Raw genomic sequence first — 19,029 nt, 5'->3', positions numbered from 1 at the left:
GTGTTGGTTGCGAGCAGCCAACACCACTACACCATCATTAGGCGCCATACGCCACAAATAAAGAAGAGCACAAGCGCGACGGGAGTTAACACCTTCCAACACAAAAACATAAGCTGATCGACACGTAATCGGGGAAACGTCCAGCGTACCCACATTTGCAGTAAAATCGCAAAACCAGCTTTAAGTATCAACCAAAACCCCGCTGTTAAATTCCCCCAAATAGTTCCAGGTGCTCCGCTTGTCCAGTCTGCCAGTCGTACTGGTCCAATATTGGGTAAAGGAGTATTCCAACTACCTAAAAACAAAATTGCCCCCAAAAGCGATACCAAGAGCATCATGGCATATTCAGACAAAAACAGCAATGCCCAGCGCATCCCCGAATACTCCGTATGAAAACCACCAACTAGCTCAGACTCTCCTTCTGGTATATCAAAAGGCGCTCGATTACATTCAGCCAATGTGGTGATAAAAAAAACGATATACGCTAAAAATAGAAACGGGTTACGAAAAATATTCCAACTTAAAAAACCCCCAACTTGAGAAATATCAATTCCTAAAGATTTCAGCCCAAACAAATAAACAGACTCGTCGGAATACACACCTTGCTGGTAGCTAATCGCCTGTAAATCGAGCGTTTGTGCAGTCATGACTACACATAAAATAACCAAACCAAGCGGGATTTCGTAAGAGACAATTTGCGCTACAGAACGCATCGCCCCAAAGAGAGCAAATTTATTATTTGACCCCCACCCTGCCATTAAGATACCAATCACATCCACCGAAATGATAGTCATAAGAAAGAAAAGGCCAATGGCAGTCCGTGACCCTTGCAAGTCAGGGGTTAGAGGCAGCACCGCATATCCTGCAAAAATAGCCGTAAATATCACTAAAGGAGCCAACAAAAACAGCTTACGATCAGCAGCAGCAGGAACAATATCTTCTTTTTGAAGGAGCTTCATCAAGTCAGCGATAAGCTGCAACAAGCCCCACTTCCCTACCTCCATAGGCCCCATGCGGTCTTGGATAAATGCTGATATTTTACGTTCTAAATAGACCCCTACTACTACCGAGGAAAGGGCCATGATTAAAAAAATGGGAAGTGTCAGGGGCATGGGTAATCACAAAATTTTGCCCCAAAACTAACGAAAAATACCACGCTAGTGGGAGATTATCATAAAAAAGGGCTTCATACCTGTTACGTATGAAGCCCTTTCAACAAAATTTCACAAAAGTATCTACTTAGCGATTGATGGAAACTTTCTCGTTAAATACTTGATTTTTTTCAGGTCTTACAACGCGCAAGAAATAATTACCAGTACCTGCGGCATCTTTATCCAATGAATAGTTGGTTTTCAGGCTTTTCACTTGGCCTTCTTGTTTTACAATGGTTTTACCAGTAATATCAACGATGTCCAAGGCAACTGTCTCGTCTGCACCAAAACCTTTCAATTTTACCTCAAACACACCATTGCTAGGGTTTGGAAAAACGCCAACTTCTGGTTTGCCAGCCAACTCAGTCCGCTGGGTACCTACAGTAAAATAGCTTGTGCCTTTCAAAACGGCTTCCGAAGAAACTGCATTTGTAGAAAGTGTGCTAGGATTCAAAGCCCACTGATTGTTCTTCATCTGCAACAACTGCAAACGGCTATCATCGGCTGGTACAGTTACTTGAACATTGGTTTCATTTGCATTTTTAACCGACCAATAACTATCACTACCCAACTCCTCTACTTCTGATGAGAGCTTTGTTGATAAACGTTCTGGACGTTGGCGAACATATCCTACTTGAATTTCTTCGTATGATGCTGGTTTAGAAATTGAAAAAGCTTGCAGGCGACTTCCGTCACCAACAGGAAAACGAAACGCCTCAGCACCTTGTTTAACCATATATCCTTTTATATGGGAATTGTTTGAGCCGCCAAGCACTTTTGCAGTCGAGCCTAACATCAATAGCGCCGACTCAGAGTTTTCTAAAATACCATCTCCAAGTACCAACTGATTGTTCACCTGCAGCGGACTTTTCAAAAGAACTTTGCCAGTTTGACCTAATACAAGCGCGTTCATCTGAAGTGGGGTCATACTTTGAAGCGACTGAGTACCGTTTCCATTAAGTACGACTTGGCCATTAAGAACCATCTGCCCTTGGTTCATCACCCCTTTACGAAGGTGCAAATCACCCTCAAGTTGAAACGTACCCGTATTGGTTAGTTCCTCGTTGACTGTCATTATCACCCCAGATGTGACGGTGACATCTGTTGACGAAACCATCTGTGCCTGTGCCGCCAACGTCACCAAGCATCCTGCAACTGCTATAGAAAATCTTTTCATAATCGGTTTCAAGCGTTTAACTGATACATCAATTAGCCAAAAATAAGTTAGATTTTTGAGGTTACCTACAGAGTTTGCCAAAAATTATCTAACGGTCATTTCTAGAAAGAAAATTATCCTAAGATTTTAATCAAAATTACCAATTATATAGGGCACAAAAAGTACCGTTAGATAATTTTTGTGCAAACACCTTTTTAATTAGCTCACAATGTTCTAACTTTCGTCTCGAAAAACAGAAATCTATCCAATTAACTGCAAACATTATATGAAAAGACTGCTTACTCTAGCATTGGCGATGGGCTCATTGGGAGCTTTGGCCCAGCAATCGGGAAATGTTGGTATTGGTACAAAAAGTCCAGACCCATCAGCTATCCTTGACTTGAGTTCAACCACTAAAGGTCTTTTGTTACCTCGTATGACTCAGTCTCAACGTGACGCCATTAAAAACCCAGTAGCAGGTTTGATTGTATTTCAAACCGACAAAGCGATTGGCACCTATCTATACAATGGTACGACTTGGTTACCTACCAGCGCACGTCTAGGAGAGACTAGTTCAGTAGGAGCGTGGGACAAACAAGGAAACGTCATTGACGGAACAGACTTCATTGGAAGTACGAATGATTTTGATGTTGTTTTCAAACGTAATAATATTCAAGGTGGCCGAATTGGTGCTTCAAACACATTTTTTGGTAATTCAGCTGGCGCAAATAACAACGGAGTTAATAACACCGCGTTAGGCAATGGTGCACTACAGTATTCCACAAATTCTTCATTTGGGAATGTTGCTCTAGGCGCTAATGCCTTAAAAAATAATCAAAGCGGTAATAACAACTTGGCTATCGGTACAAATACCCTACTATCAAACAATGCTGGGTTTGGTAACGTAGCCATTGGTAATCAAGCGATGACTTCTAACGCAAACGGTTATCAAAACATGGCAATTGGTGAAAACACCCTTTTTTCACTATCTGGTAATGATAATAGCGGTATTGGCAACGTTGCGATTGGAGCAGGGGCTCTTTTTTCAACGAATGGAAATAGTAACGTTGCAATTGGTTCTTATGCAGGTCAGGCCAACACGGGTTCTGGAAACCTATTTCTAGGATTCAATGCTGGACAAAGCGAAACAGGTAGCAACACACTATACATTTCTAACACTGGCACAAGCAATCCGCTTATAAAAGGTAGCTTTCATGCCACAGCTCCATGGGTTAAGTTTAACGTGAAAGCCGCTCCTGGCTCACCTACTCCTACAACTACTGGTTATCTAGCAATTGGCGACTTTGATACAGCACCTGCAGGTGCGGGCGCTGGTGGCCTAGGCTTACCAAGTAGTTTCACTGCCGGTGCATATCGTTTGTATGTACAAGATGGAATTCTAACAGAAAAGCTCAAAGTAGCTCTTCGTAATTCATCTGATTGGGCTGATTATGTTTTTGCTCCTGATTATAAACTTGCCCCTTTGGAAGAGGTAGAAACATTTATTAAGGCAAATAATCACCTACCAAACGTTCCATCTGCTGATGAAATGGCCAACAAAGGTCTAGATGTTTCTAAAACTTCAGCAAAATTAATGGAGAAAATTGAAGAATTGACTCTGTATGTAATTGAGCTTAATAAACAAGTTAAGGCCCTACAATCCGAGAATAAAGCACTTATTCAAAAGATTGACAATAAATAAAGAAGCTTAAATAAAAATGCCCAATCAAACCATGGTTTGATTGGGCATTTTTATTTAAGCTTCAACGAACATCTGTTCATTTCAAATTATTAAACATTATTCGTAACTTTGCATTTTAATAAGAATAAAATCAAGAGATATTTTGCTACAAGTTACTTCCTTCAAAAATGCGTCATTTTTAAAACGATTTTTTAGTGGCGTAGGTGCAACTTTTATAAATCAACTTACTTCACTAGCAAATCAATTTTTTTCCATTGGCATTTTTATATCTTTTTGGGGAGAGATGTATTATGCAGAATGGATTTTAATTTACTCCTACTGTCAATATTTAACAATGGGAGATGTTGGGGTAAGTGCCACACTTAGCAATAAAATTGCCTCATTTATTGAATCGAAAAAAACCGAAGAAGCGAGCAAGTGGTTTATTAATGGCTGGATTATATCAACTTTCTTTTCTCTTATTTTCTTCTTAATAATCTTTTTTATAATATTATTTTTTCAAAAAAGCAACATTAAGCACATTAGTAAAAATGAATTATATATATTCCTTTCTCTATTGTCAAACTACTTATTTATCTATATTCAAAGCAGTTTATTAAGTGGGATTTATTCTGCATCGCTTCAATTTACAAGGCAAAAAAACATTGATACTTTTGCAAAGTTATTTGATTTTATTGCAATTTTAATTTCGTTAAATCTTGGAGGAAAAGTTATATTAACATCTGCGTTACTTATTTTATTTCGAATTTTTATTTTTATTTTTATAATTTATGACGTAAAAAAAAGGTTTCATTGGATAAAATTAGATGTTAATTCTATTCAAATTAGCACAATAAGAGCTATTATTAAGCCTGCCTTTGCAAATATGTTTCTGAATTTAGGATATTTATTATACTACAATGGGCCAGTTATACTTGTAAGTAATTTACTAGGCAATTCCTACGTACCGCAATACTATGCCATAATTACGATTATTAGAGCAGCAAAACAAGTTCCCTATTTAATTACATTACCTCTTTATCCTGAATATGCACGTTTAATTGAATCAAAAAACTTAGAATTAGCTAGACAAATGCACCGAGTTGCTCTGAGGCTTACTTTTATTTTAGCAATTGTTGCAACTTTATTTATCTTCTTTTTTTCTGATTTTGTTATTAAAATGTTGCTACAAAATAATTCCCTAATCATTGATACACCTTTTTTTATAGTGTGTTTAGTAGCTCTGCTTTTACAGTCAATTTGGCATGCAAGTAGCGCGGTTCTAGTAGGAAGTAACAATCATATAAAACTTGCTTACCATTTTATATTAGCTAGTTTTCTGGGCTATACTATAATAATATTATCAATAGAAAACCTAAAATTAACATCTGTTTCATTAGGGCTTCTTGTGATTGACATTTTCATGACACTAACGATTTTTTATCAGGTTTTTGTTTTAATCGATGAAAAACTTGAAAATTTTTTCCATTTCGATTTTAAAAAATAAACATTTTATTTAAGCATGATTAATAATAAACTCGTGTATGATGTTGGTTTACATCTAGGGTATGATACCAAACTTTATTTAAGTAAAGGCTATAAAGTAGTTGCTATCGAAGCTAACCCAAATTTGACCAACTTAATAAATGGTCAGTTTTCTAGGTATATAAAAGAAAATAAACTTACATTACTGAATGTTGCAGTTGCAAATACCGATAGTGGTATTGTCCCATTTTACATAAGCCAAACAGGTAGTGAAAGAAGTTCATTGCAAAAGATTATGGCGGAGAGGAAAGGAGAAGTAACAAAGATAGACATAAGAACACGTACTTTATCAAGTTTATTTGAAGAATTTGGCACTCCCTACTATTGTAAAATAGATATTGAGGGATATGATTATATTGCACTGGATTCGCTTATCGGTTCAGATAATCGTCCTCAATTTATATCCGCAGAATTAAATAATGTATCCATAGATGGCGGTCAAGTAAGTGAAGAAATTACTAATATTGATCAATTATACCCAATTTGGTTTTTAATTTTAGAAAAATTAAAAACGTTAGGTTACTCAAAATTCAAAATTGTAGAGCAAGCTTCTTTAAGAGTATTATCACGTCAAATGCTCCAGAGAAATGTATTCTTCCAAAATGGTAGTCTCATCTCAAGAATTAAAAACAGGTTGAATAGAATTTGGACTTGTTTTAGTTTCAAACCAGCACTCAACAAGGGCTACTTTAGTGATTGCTCTGGGCCGTTTGGGGAATCCCTTGCAGGAGAATGGGTGGATTTTGATGAAGCTAAACAGATTATTATTTCTTTTGGACAGCAAATGCACAATAGAGGTATAAATGTATTATGGTGTGACATTCACGCTACAAACTAAGAATAATTAAAGTAGAGCCCTTTAATAATGTCTAAAAGAAAAATACTAGTTGTTTCATTAGGAAGAAAAGCACTTGAGGAGCATACAAAAAACATGATTGCTCATTTAAGTGGTAATGAGTTTGATTTAATATGTTCAAAGTATTCTGAAACAGACTACAAAGTTCCGAACATTATTTTTAAAACTAAGACTTATCAATCGTCTTTAACTTTTATTATTAATACAATTTTTGTATTACCTTTATTACTTTTAAAGTTAACAACTTTAAGAAAATCATATGATATAATTTATTTCCCGACCGTTCATCCTTGGAACACATTAATAATTTTAGTTTGGAGAGCTTTAGGAAATAAAACCATTTTGACGATTCATGATGCAGTTTTGCACCCAGGAGAAGAAAATTTTCTCTTACAATTGAGTCTAAAATATTCGATGGTTTTTACTAGCCATTTGTTGTTTTTAACTGAATATGTTAGACAAACTGCTTACAGTAGATTCAACTTAAAAGCCCCATACAAAATCATAGCTCAGGGACTATTGCCGCTTCCTAACATAAAAACTTCAAGAGGCATCAAGGGAAAAAACATTTTATTTCTAGGTCGAATTTCAAAGTACAAAGGAGTCGAATTGTTGATTGAGGCTGTAAACGAGTTACCAGATAATGCATATGATTCACTCACAATAGCTGGTATGCCCATTTACAAAGTTATCTTACCAGAAGAAAATCCTAAAATTAAACTTATTGAAAAATATCTAGCAGAAGAGGAAATGTCTGACCTTTTAAATGGCGCTGACATAATCGTACTACCTTATCTTGAAGCATCTCAATCAGGGGTTGTACTTCTCGCTATATTAGCCGAAAAACCTATTATTTGTACTAATGTAGGAGGCATATCTGAACAGCTCAATTCTAGTGAATGTTATTTCATTAACCCTAATAAAGAGGAATTAAAAAAAGCAATATCCACTTTATTATCAAATAGTGAAATGTATATTTCTATGCAAGAATCTTTAAAAAACAAGCAACAGGGTTTATTGTGGGAACAAAAAACACAGCAGTTATTAGAATATGTTCAAGATATACGTAATGCAAATTTTGTATAATTATAGATTAAAAACACATGCCAAATTACCCAATTATCGGGATTGCTGATTCTTTTTCACTATCTATTTATATTTTACTATATGTAATTTTTAGAAAACATATTAGGCAATTTTTAGGTAGTGATTTTAAACTTTATGAAAACGGATTATTCTGTTGGTTTATTGGGACTTTATTGTTTTTTTCCCTATTTTATTTTTACTACGGATGGGGAGATACTTTTAATTATTTCAGTTACGGAAAACAACTACAAAAATACTTTTTAGCACATCCAAATGCTTTTTTTGAGATATATTTTTCAAAAAACATATCTTATCTTTCTCAGAAAAGTTATTATTTTTATTCAATGTTACCAGATTTACTTTTATTTGAAAATACATCAAACTACTTTGTAATAAAAATAGTCTCATTAGGACTTATTTTCACTTTTGGAAGTTACTTGTCACTTTCATTAATTTTAACCACATTTGCTTATAGCTCACTATGGCTAATATACAGTATTTACAGGCGTATTTATCCTGACATTCAACAATTTTTATATATTACTGTTCTCTTACTACCAAATACGATTATTTGGGGAAATGGAATTTCTAAAGAATCCTTATACTTAACAGGCTTAGGGCTATTATTTTGGGGATTTTACTATTTTATAATTGAGCGAAAAAAGTCAATAAAATACATTTTTGCTATTATATTCGGTTCCTATCTTATTTTTTCAATTAAAAGTTATATTTTTTTCTGTATATTCCCATCATTATTAACTTGGAAGTTACTTGTAGGCTTTTATAAATATTACAATGTAGTTCCAAAAAAAACAATTCTCTACACATTATCAACTATTTTATTTTTATTTTTTACAGGAAGCTTATTAGGAGTTGGTAATTTTATGAGCTCATTTGCGGTAAATACAATTATTGAAGAGGCATTAACATATGGGAATCAAGTTTATGAATTAAGTGAATCAATGAATGGATTTAGCTACAAACTCAGTGATTTTGAGCCAACTATCTTTGGTATGCTTAAAATTATTCCAGAGGGTTTAATTACTGCTCTTTTTAGGCCATTTATATGGGAAATAAGAAAGCCGATTAATTTACTTAGTTCAATTGAAGGTGTCATTTTATTTACCATAATCGTATATTTAATATATAAAATTGGAATTTTAAAATTTCTACGGACAATATTCAAATCTCCCAATATTCTCTTTTGTTTAATTTTCTCTACACTTTTTCTTATTGGTATTAGCATTAGTTCCTTTAACTTTGGTACTTTAATACGGTATAAGCTACCTGGTGAAATGTTTTTTGTGATTGGACTTTGCTTAATCTATTATGAAGGATACCTCAAACCGATGAAAAGCAATGAAGAAAACAGTGTTATTTATTATAACTAAGAGCGAAACGGGAGGTGCACAAAAGTTTGTTTCTGAGCAAATTCAAGCACTTAGTAGTACTGGTAAATGGCAGTGTTTACTAGCCACCAATAAAGAAGGGTGGCTGACAGAAACCGTTCAACCGTTTGTTAATGAATCAGACTTACTTGTTAATGAAAAACTTGAAAAATTTTATAGTTTTTACTACCTCTTAGTGCTTGTTAAATTCATTTTGAAGGTGAATCCTGATTTGATAATTGCTAATTCTGCAAATGCTGGAGTTTATGGAAGAATTGCAGGTTTACTAACCCATACGAAAGTTATTTACGTATCGCATGGGTGGTCTTCTATTTACAACGGGGGAAAATTAAAATCTTTTTTTAATTTTTCTGAACGCATACTAAGTTATATTTCAAGCTCAATTTTATGTATTTCTGACACTGACAGATTAAAAGCAATAGAAATAATCAAAATCCACCCATCAAAGCTCAAAGTAATTCCTAATTCTATCCTACCTCCTAAAGTTGAATATATAAATTATCAAGCTGATGTGGTAACTGTTTGCCGACTAAGTTCTCCTAAAAGGGTAGATCTCCTCATTCAAGCGATGTTTCTTTTGCCGGAATATACCCTTGACATTATTGGCGATGGCCCTCTATTCTTGGAATTGCAAAGCTTGGCTGCCTCAAATCAATCAACAAATATTCGATTTGTGGGGGAAAAACCTGGTTTTGCTGATTTTAATCAATACAAGGTTTTTTGCTTAATTTCCGACAGCGAAGGTATGCCTATGTCTGCCATTGAAGCCATGTCTTGTGGGCTTCCATTAATCTTAAGTGATGTAGGTGGTTGTAATGAATTAATTTCAAATAATGGTTCGCTAGTACACAACTCACTCGCTGACATTGCTCAAGCCATAAAAAATACGCTTCAAAACCACCCCCATCTTTCTTTAGCTTCAAAGCAACTCTTTGACTCAAAGTTTAATTTAGCTATCACACTAAAAGATTATGAAAATTTTTACTCAAAATTGATTAGTAGTTAAAAAAGATTTTCATTTTTTAGTTCTTCATACAACTGTAATGTTTCTTTTGTCATTACATCGATCCGAAATTTTTGATCAAATATCTCTTTCGATTTTTTCCCCATACCTCTTCTTAGCTCTTCATCACTATATAATAAATTAATCGCATCCGTAACTTCTTTTACACCTTTCCTAGGTACTAAAATACCATTAGTAAAATGTTCAATCTCTTCCTTAACTCCCGCTACGTTAGAAGCAATAACGGGGAGACTGTATGACATCGCTTCTAAAATAGATATAGGTAGCCCTTCCCAATTTGTGATTAACAAAAAAACATCGGCCCTTGTCAAATAATCTGAAACGTTATCGACTGCCCCTTCAAAATAGATTTTATCATTGAGCCCCTCTTCTTTAACTTTATTCTTTATATCTGTCATTAACTCCCCATCACCTAACAAAAAAAGCTGCCATGGGCTCTTTTTCAACGGTACTAGAGCAGCAATAAGTGTTTCATGGTCCTTTTGGGCCTGAAATCGCGCCGCCATCACCATCGTAAATTTGTCATTTTTTTTCAACAATAAGTTATCATCAACTTTTGGAAGGCGTATCCCGTGATAAATCAATTTCATTTGAGACGACTTAAGTATTCCCAATTGAAGTGCATACTGGCGATCTGACTCTGCAATTACTATTACTTTGCACGAAATCCAACCAATCATTTTTTCAATTACTTGAAAAAACTTTCTTGACAAAAAGGCACTTCCTTCAGCAAAAGACCAACCATGGACTGTAAATGTGTTTGGAATTCCTAACCACCAAGCTGCAATTCTCACTAAGATACCAGCTTTGCTAGAATGAGAAGCCACAATATCTGGCTTAAGCTCTTTGAAAAGCTTTATTAGTTCAATAATCCCCAATATATCATGTATAGGTTGAATTGGCCTTTTAAGATGGTTAAGTATGTAGGTTTGCAATCCAATAGAACGCGCTGCATTTTCAGTCTTCCCTGAAGTACCCAGAAGAAGTATCACTTCATGACCTTGAGCTTTAAGGCTTTCACTCAAATCGAGTACATGCCTTTGTGCTCCATATAGCTCATTACCAAGAGTGATTACTTGTATAATTCTCATATTTTATTTCAACTTTTGAAAGCTTTTCAATTAAAAAATACAGTTCGCAAATTTTTACCCTACTTGCTCTGTCATATTTTTAGACTGTAAAAATGCTTGGTAATAACCTATTTTCCCCCAAAAATAGCGTATGATATTGTTTTTACAACTTGGCAAAATCCAAAATCTTGTGTAGATGTTTGGCAATCCGCCAAGACTTGTCTAATTTTGAACCTCGGAAGTTTTCCCTATTCTTCTTCCTGAGATGAATGTCCAAACTACAAGTTAATATGTATTTAATGAAAGTGACTGAGAGGATTTGGCTACTCTCTATTTGCCTTCTCTTCACTGGTTTTTCCCTTCTTGCTCAAAGTCAAAAATCGACTTCGACCAGTGTTAATCAACTCTCAGACGACCAAGTCTTAGAATTTTACAAAAAAGCGCAAGCAAGCGGCCTGTCTGAAATGCAAATTGAACAAGCTGCCCTTGAACGTGGCTATACCCTCTCCGATATTGCACGAATGCGGCAGCGAATTTCAGAGGTTCAGAACAAAAAATCTCTAACTGATAAAAGAGACCTTTCAGACTCAACTAACAAAGTTAATGGTAGAAAACAATTAGGTGATTTGAGTAAACGAGAAATCCTTAAAAAGAAAAAGGAAGATGAAGATACTTTGAAGCAAGTTAAGCCAAAAAAGCTTGAAATTTTTGGTAGTAAACTTTTTCAAAGCACTGACCTTACATTTGAACCCAACTTACGTATCGCCACTCCCAAGAACTACCAACTTGGCCCTGATGACGAACTTGTTATAGATATTTTTGGCAATGCCTCTGACAGTTATCGTTTAAAAGTTAGTCCAGAAGGTACAGTAAAAGTTTTAAATCTCGCACCCGTATATGTTAGTGGACTGACTATTGAAGAGGCGAAGGAACGTCTTGTCTCTCGCCTACGTCAAGCTTATTCGGGTTTAAATTCGGGGGGAGGCACTTATGCCGTTGTAAACTTGGGCAATATTCGAAGCATTCGAGTGAGTATTATCGGTGAAGTTGTAAAGCCTGGCTCCTATACCGTTTCTTCTTTGGCAACCGCTTTCAATGCCTTGTATCTATGTGGCGGACCAGATAGCATGGGGACTTATCGAAATATCCGAGTTTTAAGAAACAACAAAGTAGTCCGAACGATTGATCTTTATCAATTTTTGTTAACAGGCGAGCAGGCTGACAATATTTTATTGCAAGACCAAGACATTATTCAAGTCCCGTTTTTTACCAATCGAATTGAATTGGATGGTGAAATTAAACGCCCTGCAATCTACGAAATTAAAGAAAACGAATCTCTTGAACAATTACTTCAATTTTCTGGCGGCTTTACAAGTATGGCTTACAGAGCCTACGTGACAGGTCGTAGGCCGACTGATCGTGAAATCGAAGTTTTAAACATTCCTCAAAGTGACCTAAAAAACTTTAAACTTCAAAATGGCGATAGAATTGAAGTGGGAAAAATTCTTCTCGATCGTTATCAAAATCGCGTTCAAATTCAAGGAGCCGTATTTCGCCCTGGCGATTATGCCCTTACTCCAGAAACCAAAACGTTTGGGCAACTCCTAAAAAAAGCGGATGGGCTCAAAGAAAATGCTTTTAAAAACCGAGCTGTTATTTTTCGTGAAAAAGAGAACGGAGAACCACAAGTAGTTTCTGTTGATATTAACAAGGTACTAAAAGGAGAAATTCCTGATATTGAGTTACAACGCCAAGATAGTATTGTCATCAAAACCATCAAAGAGCTACGTGAAGAAGCTTTTGTAACCCTTTTAGGAGAAGCCAATAGTGAAGGAGATGCTCCTTACGCAGAAGGAATGACAGTAGCAGATTTAGTACTAATTGGAGGTGGATTTACTGAGGGGGCTATTGGTTCCCGTATTGAAATCGCACGGCGGGTAAAAGAATTAAGCTCAGACCGAGTATATAAGGTTGAAATTATACGATTAGATATTGACCCCAAGCTGAATTTATCTCCCGAAGACTCCAAATTCAAATTGCAACCGTTCGATATTGTGTATATCCGAAAAGCTCCTAATTATGAAGAGCAACGAAGTGTACACGTGATGGGAGAAGTTAATTACCCTGGTACGTATGCTATTGTCAATACGGATGAAAAAATTTCCAATCTTCTCGAACGGACGGGAGGAATAAAAGCCACTGGTTATCTTCCAGGAGCATTATTTCAACGCAAAGGGGCTCGAATCGGGATTGATATCGCTCAAATTATGAATAACCCCTCTGTAGAAGGAAATATTACACTCGAAGACGGAGATACGCTGATTGTTCCAAAACGCTCTGAAATCGTAAGTATTGGAGGGGCGGTTCTTAACCCTTCTTCCATTAACTTTACAAAAGGGTATGACTTCAGAGATTATCTTTCACAAGCTGGGGGGTATCAAGAATTAGCCCAAAGAGGCCGCGGTTTTATTACTTATGCCAACGGATTCACCCAACGTACACGTAGATTTCTATTTTTTAGAATTTACCCTAAAGTAGAACCTGGATCTACTATTTATGTACCTTTCCAGCCTGTTGACAACAAAAAATCGGACATTACAGCTCCAGTAATCTTGTCATTTACAAGTACGCTAATTATCGCTTTGGCAACTATTCTGCGAAATTAAAAGGGCTAAGTTAAACCGTTTCATTTATATTAATGAATAGCACTGAACGTCAAAATATTCAATCAACGGCTGACATTGAAATCAGCGTTTCAGATATTATATCTTTTCTAAAATCAAATAGAAAAAGGATAACTATTTGGGGAGGAGCCTTAGCAATTGCAGGGGTAATATATGCTCTTATTGCCCAAAAAGAGTTTGAATCTTCCACCCAGCTCATGCCTGAACTCCAGTCAAGTAGTGCATTGGGAAAAATGGGAGGTCTTAGTGCTTTAGCGGGCTTAGCTGGTATTGACCTTAATCAGATGAATACAACTGATGCAGTTCGTCCAGATTTATATCCTAACATATTACAAAGCTTGCCTTTTGGTTTGTACCTTTTAAAACAACCTGTTTACGTTGCAGAAAACCAAAAAACGATGACCCTAGAAAGTTTTCTTGATGAAAAAGGGCAATCATGGATGTCAACAATCGTTCCTAATAAACCACCTCAACAAACTTTACTTCTTGACCCTAAAAAGTCAAGCAATGCTTTTGAACTTACTAAGAAACAGCAAGATTTAATCAGTGAACTACAAAAAAGGGTTATCATAACATTTGATCGTAAAACAGGTGTAATCGTAATCAATGCGAAAATGCCAGATCCCGTCGTTGCAGCAACAGTCGCACAAAAGTCAGTTGAATATTTAAAGGAATACGTAACGAGTTATAGAACGGATAAGGCGAGAAATCAGGTCAAATTTTTAGGTACACAAGTATCCGAAGCAAAAAAAAGGTACCAAAATGCTGAAGCACGCCTAGCAAATTTTAGAGATCAAAATCGTTTTTTAGCACTTCAAACGGCTAAAATTGAAGAACAACGACTTCAGGCCGACTATATTCTTGCTCAAAATCTATTTAATAATTTATCGCAACAATATGAACAAGCAAAGATTCGAGTAGAAGAAGAAACACCTGTATTTAAAACTTTAGAACCTGCAACAATACCACTGAAAAGAAGCGAACCTAAACGTACTCTAATTGTAATTGGATTCGGCGTCATCGGATTAATTATTGGTGTAGCCATTAGTATTTTAAAAAAAATGCTTTAAAAATTGGGGTAAACAAATTCGTTTATGCATAACCGGCTCATAATCAATGCCATTTCTACAGTCGGGCAAGTCGTCGTTACTGGTCTTACCTATTTTTTTCTATATGGAATATGGATACGTGAATTAGGGGCAAAACAATTAGGAGTTTGGTCGATTGTTTGGACAACAACCTATTTTGCAGCAATGGCAAATAGTGGAGTTCCTGTTGGGATTGTCAAGTTTATTGCAGAGGCCCATGTTAAAAAAGACATGATACAAGCACGCTCTATTATTACCATGTCTGTTGGAATTACTGCAATATTGAACCTATTTATTTGTATTCTACTTTATTGTAATTCATCCTGGTTATTTAATTTTCTAATCACCTCACCCTCTGAGGTAGCTTCTGCCAAAGAAATATTCCCGTTTGCTTTATCTGCATTTTGGTTATTGAACATTGCCAATGTATTTATGTTTACATTGGATGGTTTTCAGGCGAATTACCTGCGCTCCTTCTTAAATATTGCGGCAAGTTTAACCCTATTTATCTCAGCATACTTTTTGCTCCCTAAAGGGTTATGGGGAATCGCATTAGCACATATTGTTTATACAATATTTATGTTTCTAGGGAGTATTTTTACGGTATTTTACTATTTCAAAAGCCCTCTAATATTTAGTTTCAATTTTGAAAAAAAATTATTTTTAGATTTCTTTAAATATTCAATTAAATCTCAAATAGCATCATTTACAACTTTACTTTATGACCCAATAACAAAATTTTTCTTAGCAAAGTACAGTTCGTTAGACTCCGTAGGATTTTACGAAATGGCTAATAGACTCGTAACTCAAATTAGAAGCGTAATTGTTACTGCAAATCAAGTAATGGTACCGAAGATAGTTGAAACGTCAATCACCGCAACTAATAATTTTCAGCGTTTATATACAATGATGTTCAGGCTTTTAACAATTATTAGTACTCCACTTCTATTCTTATTCTTTTTCTTCGCACCATTTATCTCATTAGTATGGATTGGAAAAATTGAAACTTTTTTTGTTTTGAGTATTTATACCTTAGTCATTGGATGGTATTTAAATACTCTTAGTGTTCCTGCATATCTGAGTAATATGGGTATTGGTCAACTTAGACACAATATTATTCAACATTTATCGACCGCACTACTCAATGTACTTTTAGGAATTATAGGGGGATATATGTTCCAAGGCTATGGGGTCGTAAGTGCATGGTCATTAAGTTTAATAATTAGCTCTGGTATTCTGATTTACCTTTATCATCAAAAAAATCAATTAAATTTTCAAATTCTGAGATTTAAGGGAGACTTTGGTTATCTTTCCTCATTGATTATCTTAATCTTGATATCTTGTGTCTCTAATTATATCATTTCAACAAATTCTACAAACTGGGGGCTTGCTCTGTGTGCCTACACGATTGTATATTTTATTTGGTTAATATGGATTATCAAAAATATTCCATTTATTAACGAAATACGCCTTCGATTTATCAATTTCCGTATCAAATAAAACATTAAACAATTTTATGGTTGGCCTACTGAGTAATTTACGCAATTTTGCAAAAAATATTATTAAGTCTTTTTTTCAAAAAATGGGTTTATATCTTCAATATTATAACCCTTCTAATTCAGAAACAGCACTTATTAGTTATTTATTGAATAAATACGATATAAAAACAATTATTGATATTGGCGCAAATGAAGGTCAATTTGCTCTCAAACTTATCGATAACAACAATTACAATAATAAGATTATATCTTTTGAGCCTGTTTCAAGTGCTTATCAATCATTATTAGAAAATAGTAAAATAAAACCAGAATGGATAGCTATCAATAGTGCTGTCGGTGACATAGAGGGAACTTTACCAATAAATATTTCGCTCAACTCCGTCAGTAGCTCACTACGTAAGGTAAAATCTCATACAATTGAAGCGGAATCAGGGACCGCAATTTTAAAAACTGAGACGGTTCCAATAAACACTTTAGATAACTTGTTAAAGCAAGTAAAATGGGAAAAAGACATTTGGCTAAAAATTGATGTGCAAGGTTTTGAGCGTGAAGTTATTCGCGGAGCTAGTGAAACGTTAAAAATTGCGCGGATTGTCCAAATCGAACTTGCAGTTATTCCGTCTTACGAACAAAGTCCTTACTTAGAAGAAATTATTGCGGAGTTACGCACTTTTGGGTTTACACTTTATTCAATTATGAGCGGATTCCGCAATTATGATACAGGTCAAATGTTCGAAGTAGAAGGCTTTTTTATTCGTGAATAGGATAAGCACTAAGATTAAATGTTCTCCATCACTATGATTAATCTATCGTCATCTGTACAAATAAGTATAATAACGGTTTGCTATAATAGTGCAAGTACAATCGAAAAAACCATAAAATCAGTCATAAATCAAGATTATAAAAATATTGAATATATTATTATTGATGGCAGTAGCGTTGATGGAACTCAAAATATTATTGAACAATATAAAGATAAGATAACTAGAGTAGTTTCTGAGCCTGATAGCGGAATTTATGATGCTATGAACAAAGGCATCAAAATCGCAACTGGCGATTGGTTATTTTTTCTAAACTCTGGAGATATTTTTTTCGATTCAACAACTCTAAGTAAAGTTGCCTCTCAACTGAATGATGATTTCATACTTGTATTTGGGGATATTATTTTAGCTAATTTAGATAATAGCACTACATATGTTCCTCAGAGACATATTACAAATCTTGCAGGCATAATAGTTGGTGTTTGTCATCAAGCAGTATTCTTCAGTACAAAAATCAACAAAGAACTACTTTTTTATAGTAAAAATTTAAAGTATTGTTCTGATTTAGAAACCTTGTTAAAAATTGAAAAAAATTATTCAAAGAAAAAAATCAAAAAAACAGATATACCAATTTGTTACTATTTATCAGGAGGACTTTCAGATACAAACTTAAATGTAGTTCTGAATGAAAGGATGACTATTATAAACTCTTTTTATAAAAAATATTCTATCAAATGGATTTTAAATACGTTGAATTTATTTAGGCAATACTTAAAATACACAAGTAAAAAAAAGTAACATTTGGATAATTTACTAGACATATCAAAGACTAACAATAATGGACTAAGAAGAATATTTTTATTTCTTCTATTATTCCCGTTCCCAACTCCATTAAATGATTTTATACAACAAAAAACTTTTTGGATTGTAAGTCTAAGTGTGTCACTCGTTTATTTGATAAAACAAAAAACGTTTCCTTTATTTATAACAAAATTATTTACTTTTTTTTATAGCATTATTTTACTCTCTATTTCTTTAAATATCCCTCACATACCTTTTAATGGGTATTACGATGTTATTTCTGAGTTAATACGGTATTTTAGTTGCTTTGTTCTATTTATAGCTATTTACAAATACAGTCAAACATTCGAATCTGAAGATATAAATTTAAAAGAAATTTTAATTGTGTGCTTAGTTTCACAATTGTTTTTCTGTATATTGTATTATACTCCATTAATTTCTATACTAAAGTTCTGGTTTAATCTCAAGAAAAATGAAATTGGGATTCCCTTTACCTCGGACAGGCTTCGGCTTGTAGGAACATTCGAAAATCCTAATTACTTAGGATATTTTTCAATATTATTACTCATTATACAATTTGAACTTGGAGTTTTCCAAAAAAGGTATCAATCGATTTTATTTACTTTTATATGCACATTTTTGATTTATTCAACAGGATCCAGAACTGCTTTAATTTGCTTTTTAGTAACAGTAATATGTTACCACCCTCTTAAATCATTTGGAATTTTATTTAGCTCTTTGCCTTTTATCGTACTTTTTTTAGAAAATTCTAGATTTGGATTTCTAGTATCTAATCCAGAGATACTCCTTAGCTTTGATGACCTAAGTGCTTTACAAAAAGCTGATGAATCGTATTTTGAAAGGGTTACAATCATTAAAGATGCAACAGTTTCTATATTTAAAAACCCTTTCTTTGGTGTAGGATATACACCAATTCCAATTACCGACAATTATTATATGATAATTTTATTAAGGTATGGTTTTATCGGTTTATTTTCAATATTAGTTATATATACTTATTTTTTATACCACGAAACTAGAAATTATTATAAACTAATGAGATTATTTAGAACTTCTATTCCTATTTTTTTATTTTTATGGACTGGAGAGTTTTTAGATAACTGGAGACTTTTTATTATTTCTTCGTTTTTTCTAATTTTTCTAATTAAAAAAATACAAATTCAGTAGATTGAAATGCACAATTTGCTAAAAATAAAA

General features: G+C 34.3%; 15 protein-coding genes. 12 read left to right on the top strand and 3 right to left on the bottom strand.

Going from position 1 to position 19,029, the window contains the following annotated elements; genetic code table 11:
* Positions 1–26 precede the first annotated feature (26 nt).
* Both DTQ70_RS03150 and DTQ70_RS03145 read right to left on the bottom strand, forming a co-directional pair.
* A complete protein-coding gene (locus DTQ70_RS03150) occupies positions 27–1,112 on the bottom strand; it encodes a complex I subunit 1 family protein (protein ID WP_122929463.1) in 1,086 nt (361 codons plus the stop codon).
* 127 nt (positions 1,113–1,239) lie between these two features.
* The gene (locus tag DTQ70_RS03145; protein WP_164489836.1) at positions 1,240–2,328 is read right to left on the bottom strand and encodes a T9SS type A sorting domain-containing protein; all 1,089 of its coding nucleotides are present in this window, start codon (positions 2,326–2,328) and stop codon (positions 1,240–1,242) included.
* A gap of 265 nt (positions 2,329–2,593) precedes the next feature.
* Here DTQ70_RS03145 and DTQ70_RS03140 point away from each other — a divergent pair, with 265 nt between their 5' ends.
* The 6 genes from DTQ70_RS03140 to DTQ70_RS03115 all read left to right on the top strand — a co-directional run bounded on the left by DTQ70_RS03140 (position 2,594) and on the right by DTQ70_RS03115 (position 9,890).
* Positions 2,594–4,009, top strand: a complete 1,416-nt coding sequence (locus tag DTQ70_RS03140; protein ID WP_164489835.1) for a hypothetical protein — start codon at positions 2,594–2,596, stop codon at positions 4,007–4,009.
* A 142-nt stretch (positions 4,010–4,151) separates the two neighbouring features.
* Positions 4,152–5,495 (top strand): lipopolysaccharide biosynthesis protein, encoded by a 1,344-nt coding sequence (locus tag DTQ70_RS03135; protein ID WP_122929460.1) that lies wholly within the window; start codon positions 4,152–4,154, stop codon positions 5,493–5,495.
* Between the two features lie 15 nt (positions 5,496–5,510).
* Positions 5,511–6,371: an FkbM family methyltransferase gene (locus DTQ70_RS03130; protein ID WP_122929459.1), complete on the top strand. Its 861-nt coding sequence runs from the start codon at positions 5,511–5,513 to the stop codon at positions 6,369–6,371.
* Positions 6,372–6,398: 27 nt separating this feature from the next.
* A complete protein-coding gene (locus DTQ70_RS03125) occupies positions 6,399–7,475 on the top strand; it encodes a glycosyltransferase family 4 protein (protein WP_122929458.1) in 1,077 nt (358 codons plus the stop codon).
* A 17-nt stretch (positions 7,476–7,492) separates the two neighbouring features.
* Entirely contained in the window at positions 7,493–8,866 is a 1,374-nt protein-coding gene (locus DTQ70_RS03120) for a hypothetical protein (RefSeq protein WP_164489834.1), read from the top strand.
* A complete protein-coding gene (locus tag DTQ70_RS03115; RefSeq protein ID WP_122929456.1) occupies positions 8,835–9,890 on the top strand; it encodes a glycosyltransferase in 1,056 nt (351 codons plus the stop codon). Before DTQ70_RS03120 ends, DTQ70_RS03115 begins: the two co-directional genes overlap by 32 nt.
* Here the strand turns inward: DTQ70_RS03115 and DTQ70_RS03110 are convergent.
* Positions 9,887–10,999 carry a glycosyltransferase family 4 protein gene (locus DTQ70_RS03110; protein ID WP_122929455.1) on the bottom strand — a complete coding sequence of 371 codons (1,113 nt, stop codon included), beginning with the start codon at positions 10,997–10,999 and terminating at the stop codon, positions 9,887–9,889. The genes DTQ70_RS03115 and DTQ70_RS03110 overlap by 4 nt on opposite strands.
* A 269-nt stretch (positions 11,000–11,268) precedes the next feature.
* Here DTQ70_RS03110 and DTQ70_RS03105 point away from each other — a divergent pair, with 269 nt between their 5' ends.
* From DTQ70_RS03105 to DTQ70_RS03080, 6 genes are read left to right on the top strand one after another with little or no spacing between them, the layout of a single operon-like run.
* Positions 11,269–13,644 (top strand): SLBB domain-containing protein, encoded by a 2,376-nt coding sequence (locus DTQ70_RS03105; RefSeq protein ID WP_164489833.1) that lies wholly within the window; start codon positions 11,269–11,271, stop codon positions 13,642–13,644.
* A 32-nt stretch (positions 13,645–13,676) separates the two neighbouring features.
* Complete coding sequence (locus DTQ70_RS03100) at positions 13,677–14,732, top strand: GNVR domain-containing protein (RefSeq protein WP_122929453.1); 1,056 nt, start codon at positions 13,677–13,679, stop codon at positions 14,730–14,732.
* 24 nt (positions 14,733–14,756) lie between these two features.
* Positions 14,757–16,250, top strand: coding sequence for an oligosaccharide flippase family protein (locus DTQ70_RS03095; RefSeq protein ID WP_122929452.1), 1,494 nt, complete (start codon positions 14,757–14,759; stop codon positions 16,248–16,250).
* Between the two features lie 16 nt (positions 16,251–16,266).
* Complete coding sequence (locus DTQ70_RS03090; RefSeq protein ID WP_122929451.1) at positions 16,267–17,013, top strand: FkbM family methyltransferase; 747 nt, start codon at positions 16,267–16,269, stop codon at positions 17,011–17,013.
* Positions 17,014–17,046: 33 nt separating this feature from the next.
* Entirely contained in the window at positions 17,047–17,808 is a 762-nt protein-coding gene (locus tag DTQ70_RS03085; RefSeq protein ID WP_122934251.1) for a glycosyltransferase family 2 protein, read from the top strand.
* Positions 17,809–17,811: 3 nt separating this feature from the next.
* On the top strand, positions 17,812–18,999 hold the full coding sequence (locus DTQ70_RS03080) for an O-antigen ligase (protein ID WP_164489832.1): 1,188 nt from the start codon (positions 17,812–17,814) through the stop codon (positions 18,997–18,999).
* Positions 19,000–19,029: the final 30 nt, after the last annotated feature.

The sequence above is a fragment of the Runella sp. SP2 genome, from assembly GCF_003711225.1.
Lineage (GTDB): Bacteria > Bacteroidota > Bacteroidia > Cytophagales > Spirosomataceae > Runella.
This window is presented reverse-complemented; position numbering and strand designations above follow the sequence as displayed.

What these genes read in the sequence shown, in the direction of transcription:
- DTQ70_RS03125 (WP_122929458.1), top strand. Translation starts at nt 6,399, where the DNA reads ATGTCTAAAAGAAAAATACTAGTTGTTTCATTAGGAAGAAAAGCACTT.
- DTQ70_RS03115 (WP_122929456.1), top strand. Translation starts at nt 8,835, where the DNA reads ATGAAGAAAACAGTGTTATTTATTATAACTAAGAGCGAAACGGGAGGT.
- DTQ70_RS03120 (WP_164489834.1), top strand. Translation starts at nt 7,493, where the DNA reads ATGCCAAATTACCCAATTATCGGGATTGCTGATTCTTTTTCACTATCT.
- DTQ70_RS03110 (WP_122929455.1), bottom strand. Translation starts at nt 10,999, where the DNA reads ATGAGAATTATACAAGTAATCACTCTTGGTAATGAGCTATATGGAGCA.
- DTQ70_RS03130 (WP_122929459.1), top strand. Translation starts at nt 5,511, where the DNA reads ATGATTAATAATAAACTCGTGTATGATGTTGGTTTACATCTAGGGTAT.
- DTQ70_RS03100 (WP_122929453.1), top strand. Translation starts at nt 13,677, where the DNA reads ATGAATAGCACTGAACGTCAAAATATTCAATCAACGGCTGACATTGAA.
- DTQ70_RS03095 (WP_122929452.1), top strand. Translation starts at nt 14,757, where the DNA reads ATGCATAACCGGCTCATAATCAATGCCATTTCTACAGTCGGGCAAGTC.
- DTQ70_RS03145 (WP_164489836.1), bottom strand. Translation starts at nt 2,328, where the DNA reads ATGAAAAGATTTTCTATAGCAGTTGCAGGATGCTTGGTGACGTTGGCG.
- DTQ70_RS03085 (WP_122934251.1), top strand. Translation starts at nt 17,047, where the DNA reads ATGATTAATCTATCGTCATCTGTACAAATAAGTATAATAACGGTTTGC.
- DTQ70_RS03090 (WP_122929451.1), top strand. Translation starts at nt 16,267, where the DNA reads ATGGTTGGCCTACTGAGTAATTTACGCAATTTTGCAAAAAATATTATT.
- DTQ70_RS03140 (WP_164489835.1), top strand. Translation starts at nt 2,594, where the DNA reads ATGAAAAGACTGCTTACTCTAGCATTGGCGATGGGCTCATTGGGAGCT.
- DTQ70_RS03105 (WP_164489833.1), top strand. Translation starts at nt 11,269, where the DNA reads ATGTATTTAATGAAAGTGACTGAGAGGATTTGGCTACTCTCTATTTGC.
- DTQ70_RS03150 (WP_122929463.1), bottom strand. Translation starts at nt 1,112, where the DNA reads ATGCCCCTGACACTTCCCATTTTTTTAATCATGGCCCTTTCCTCGGTA.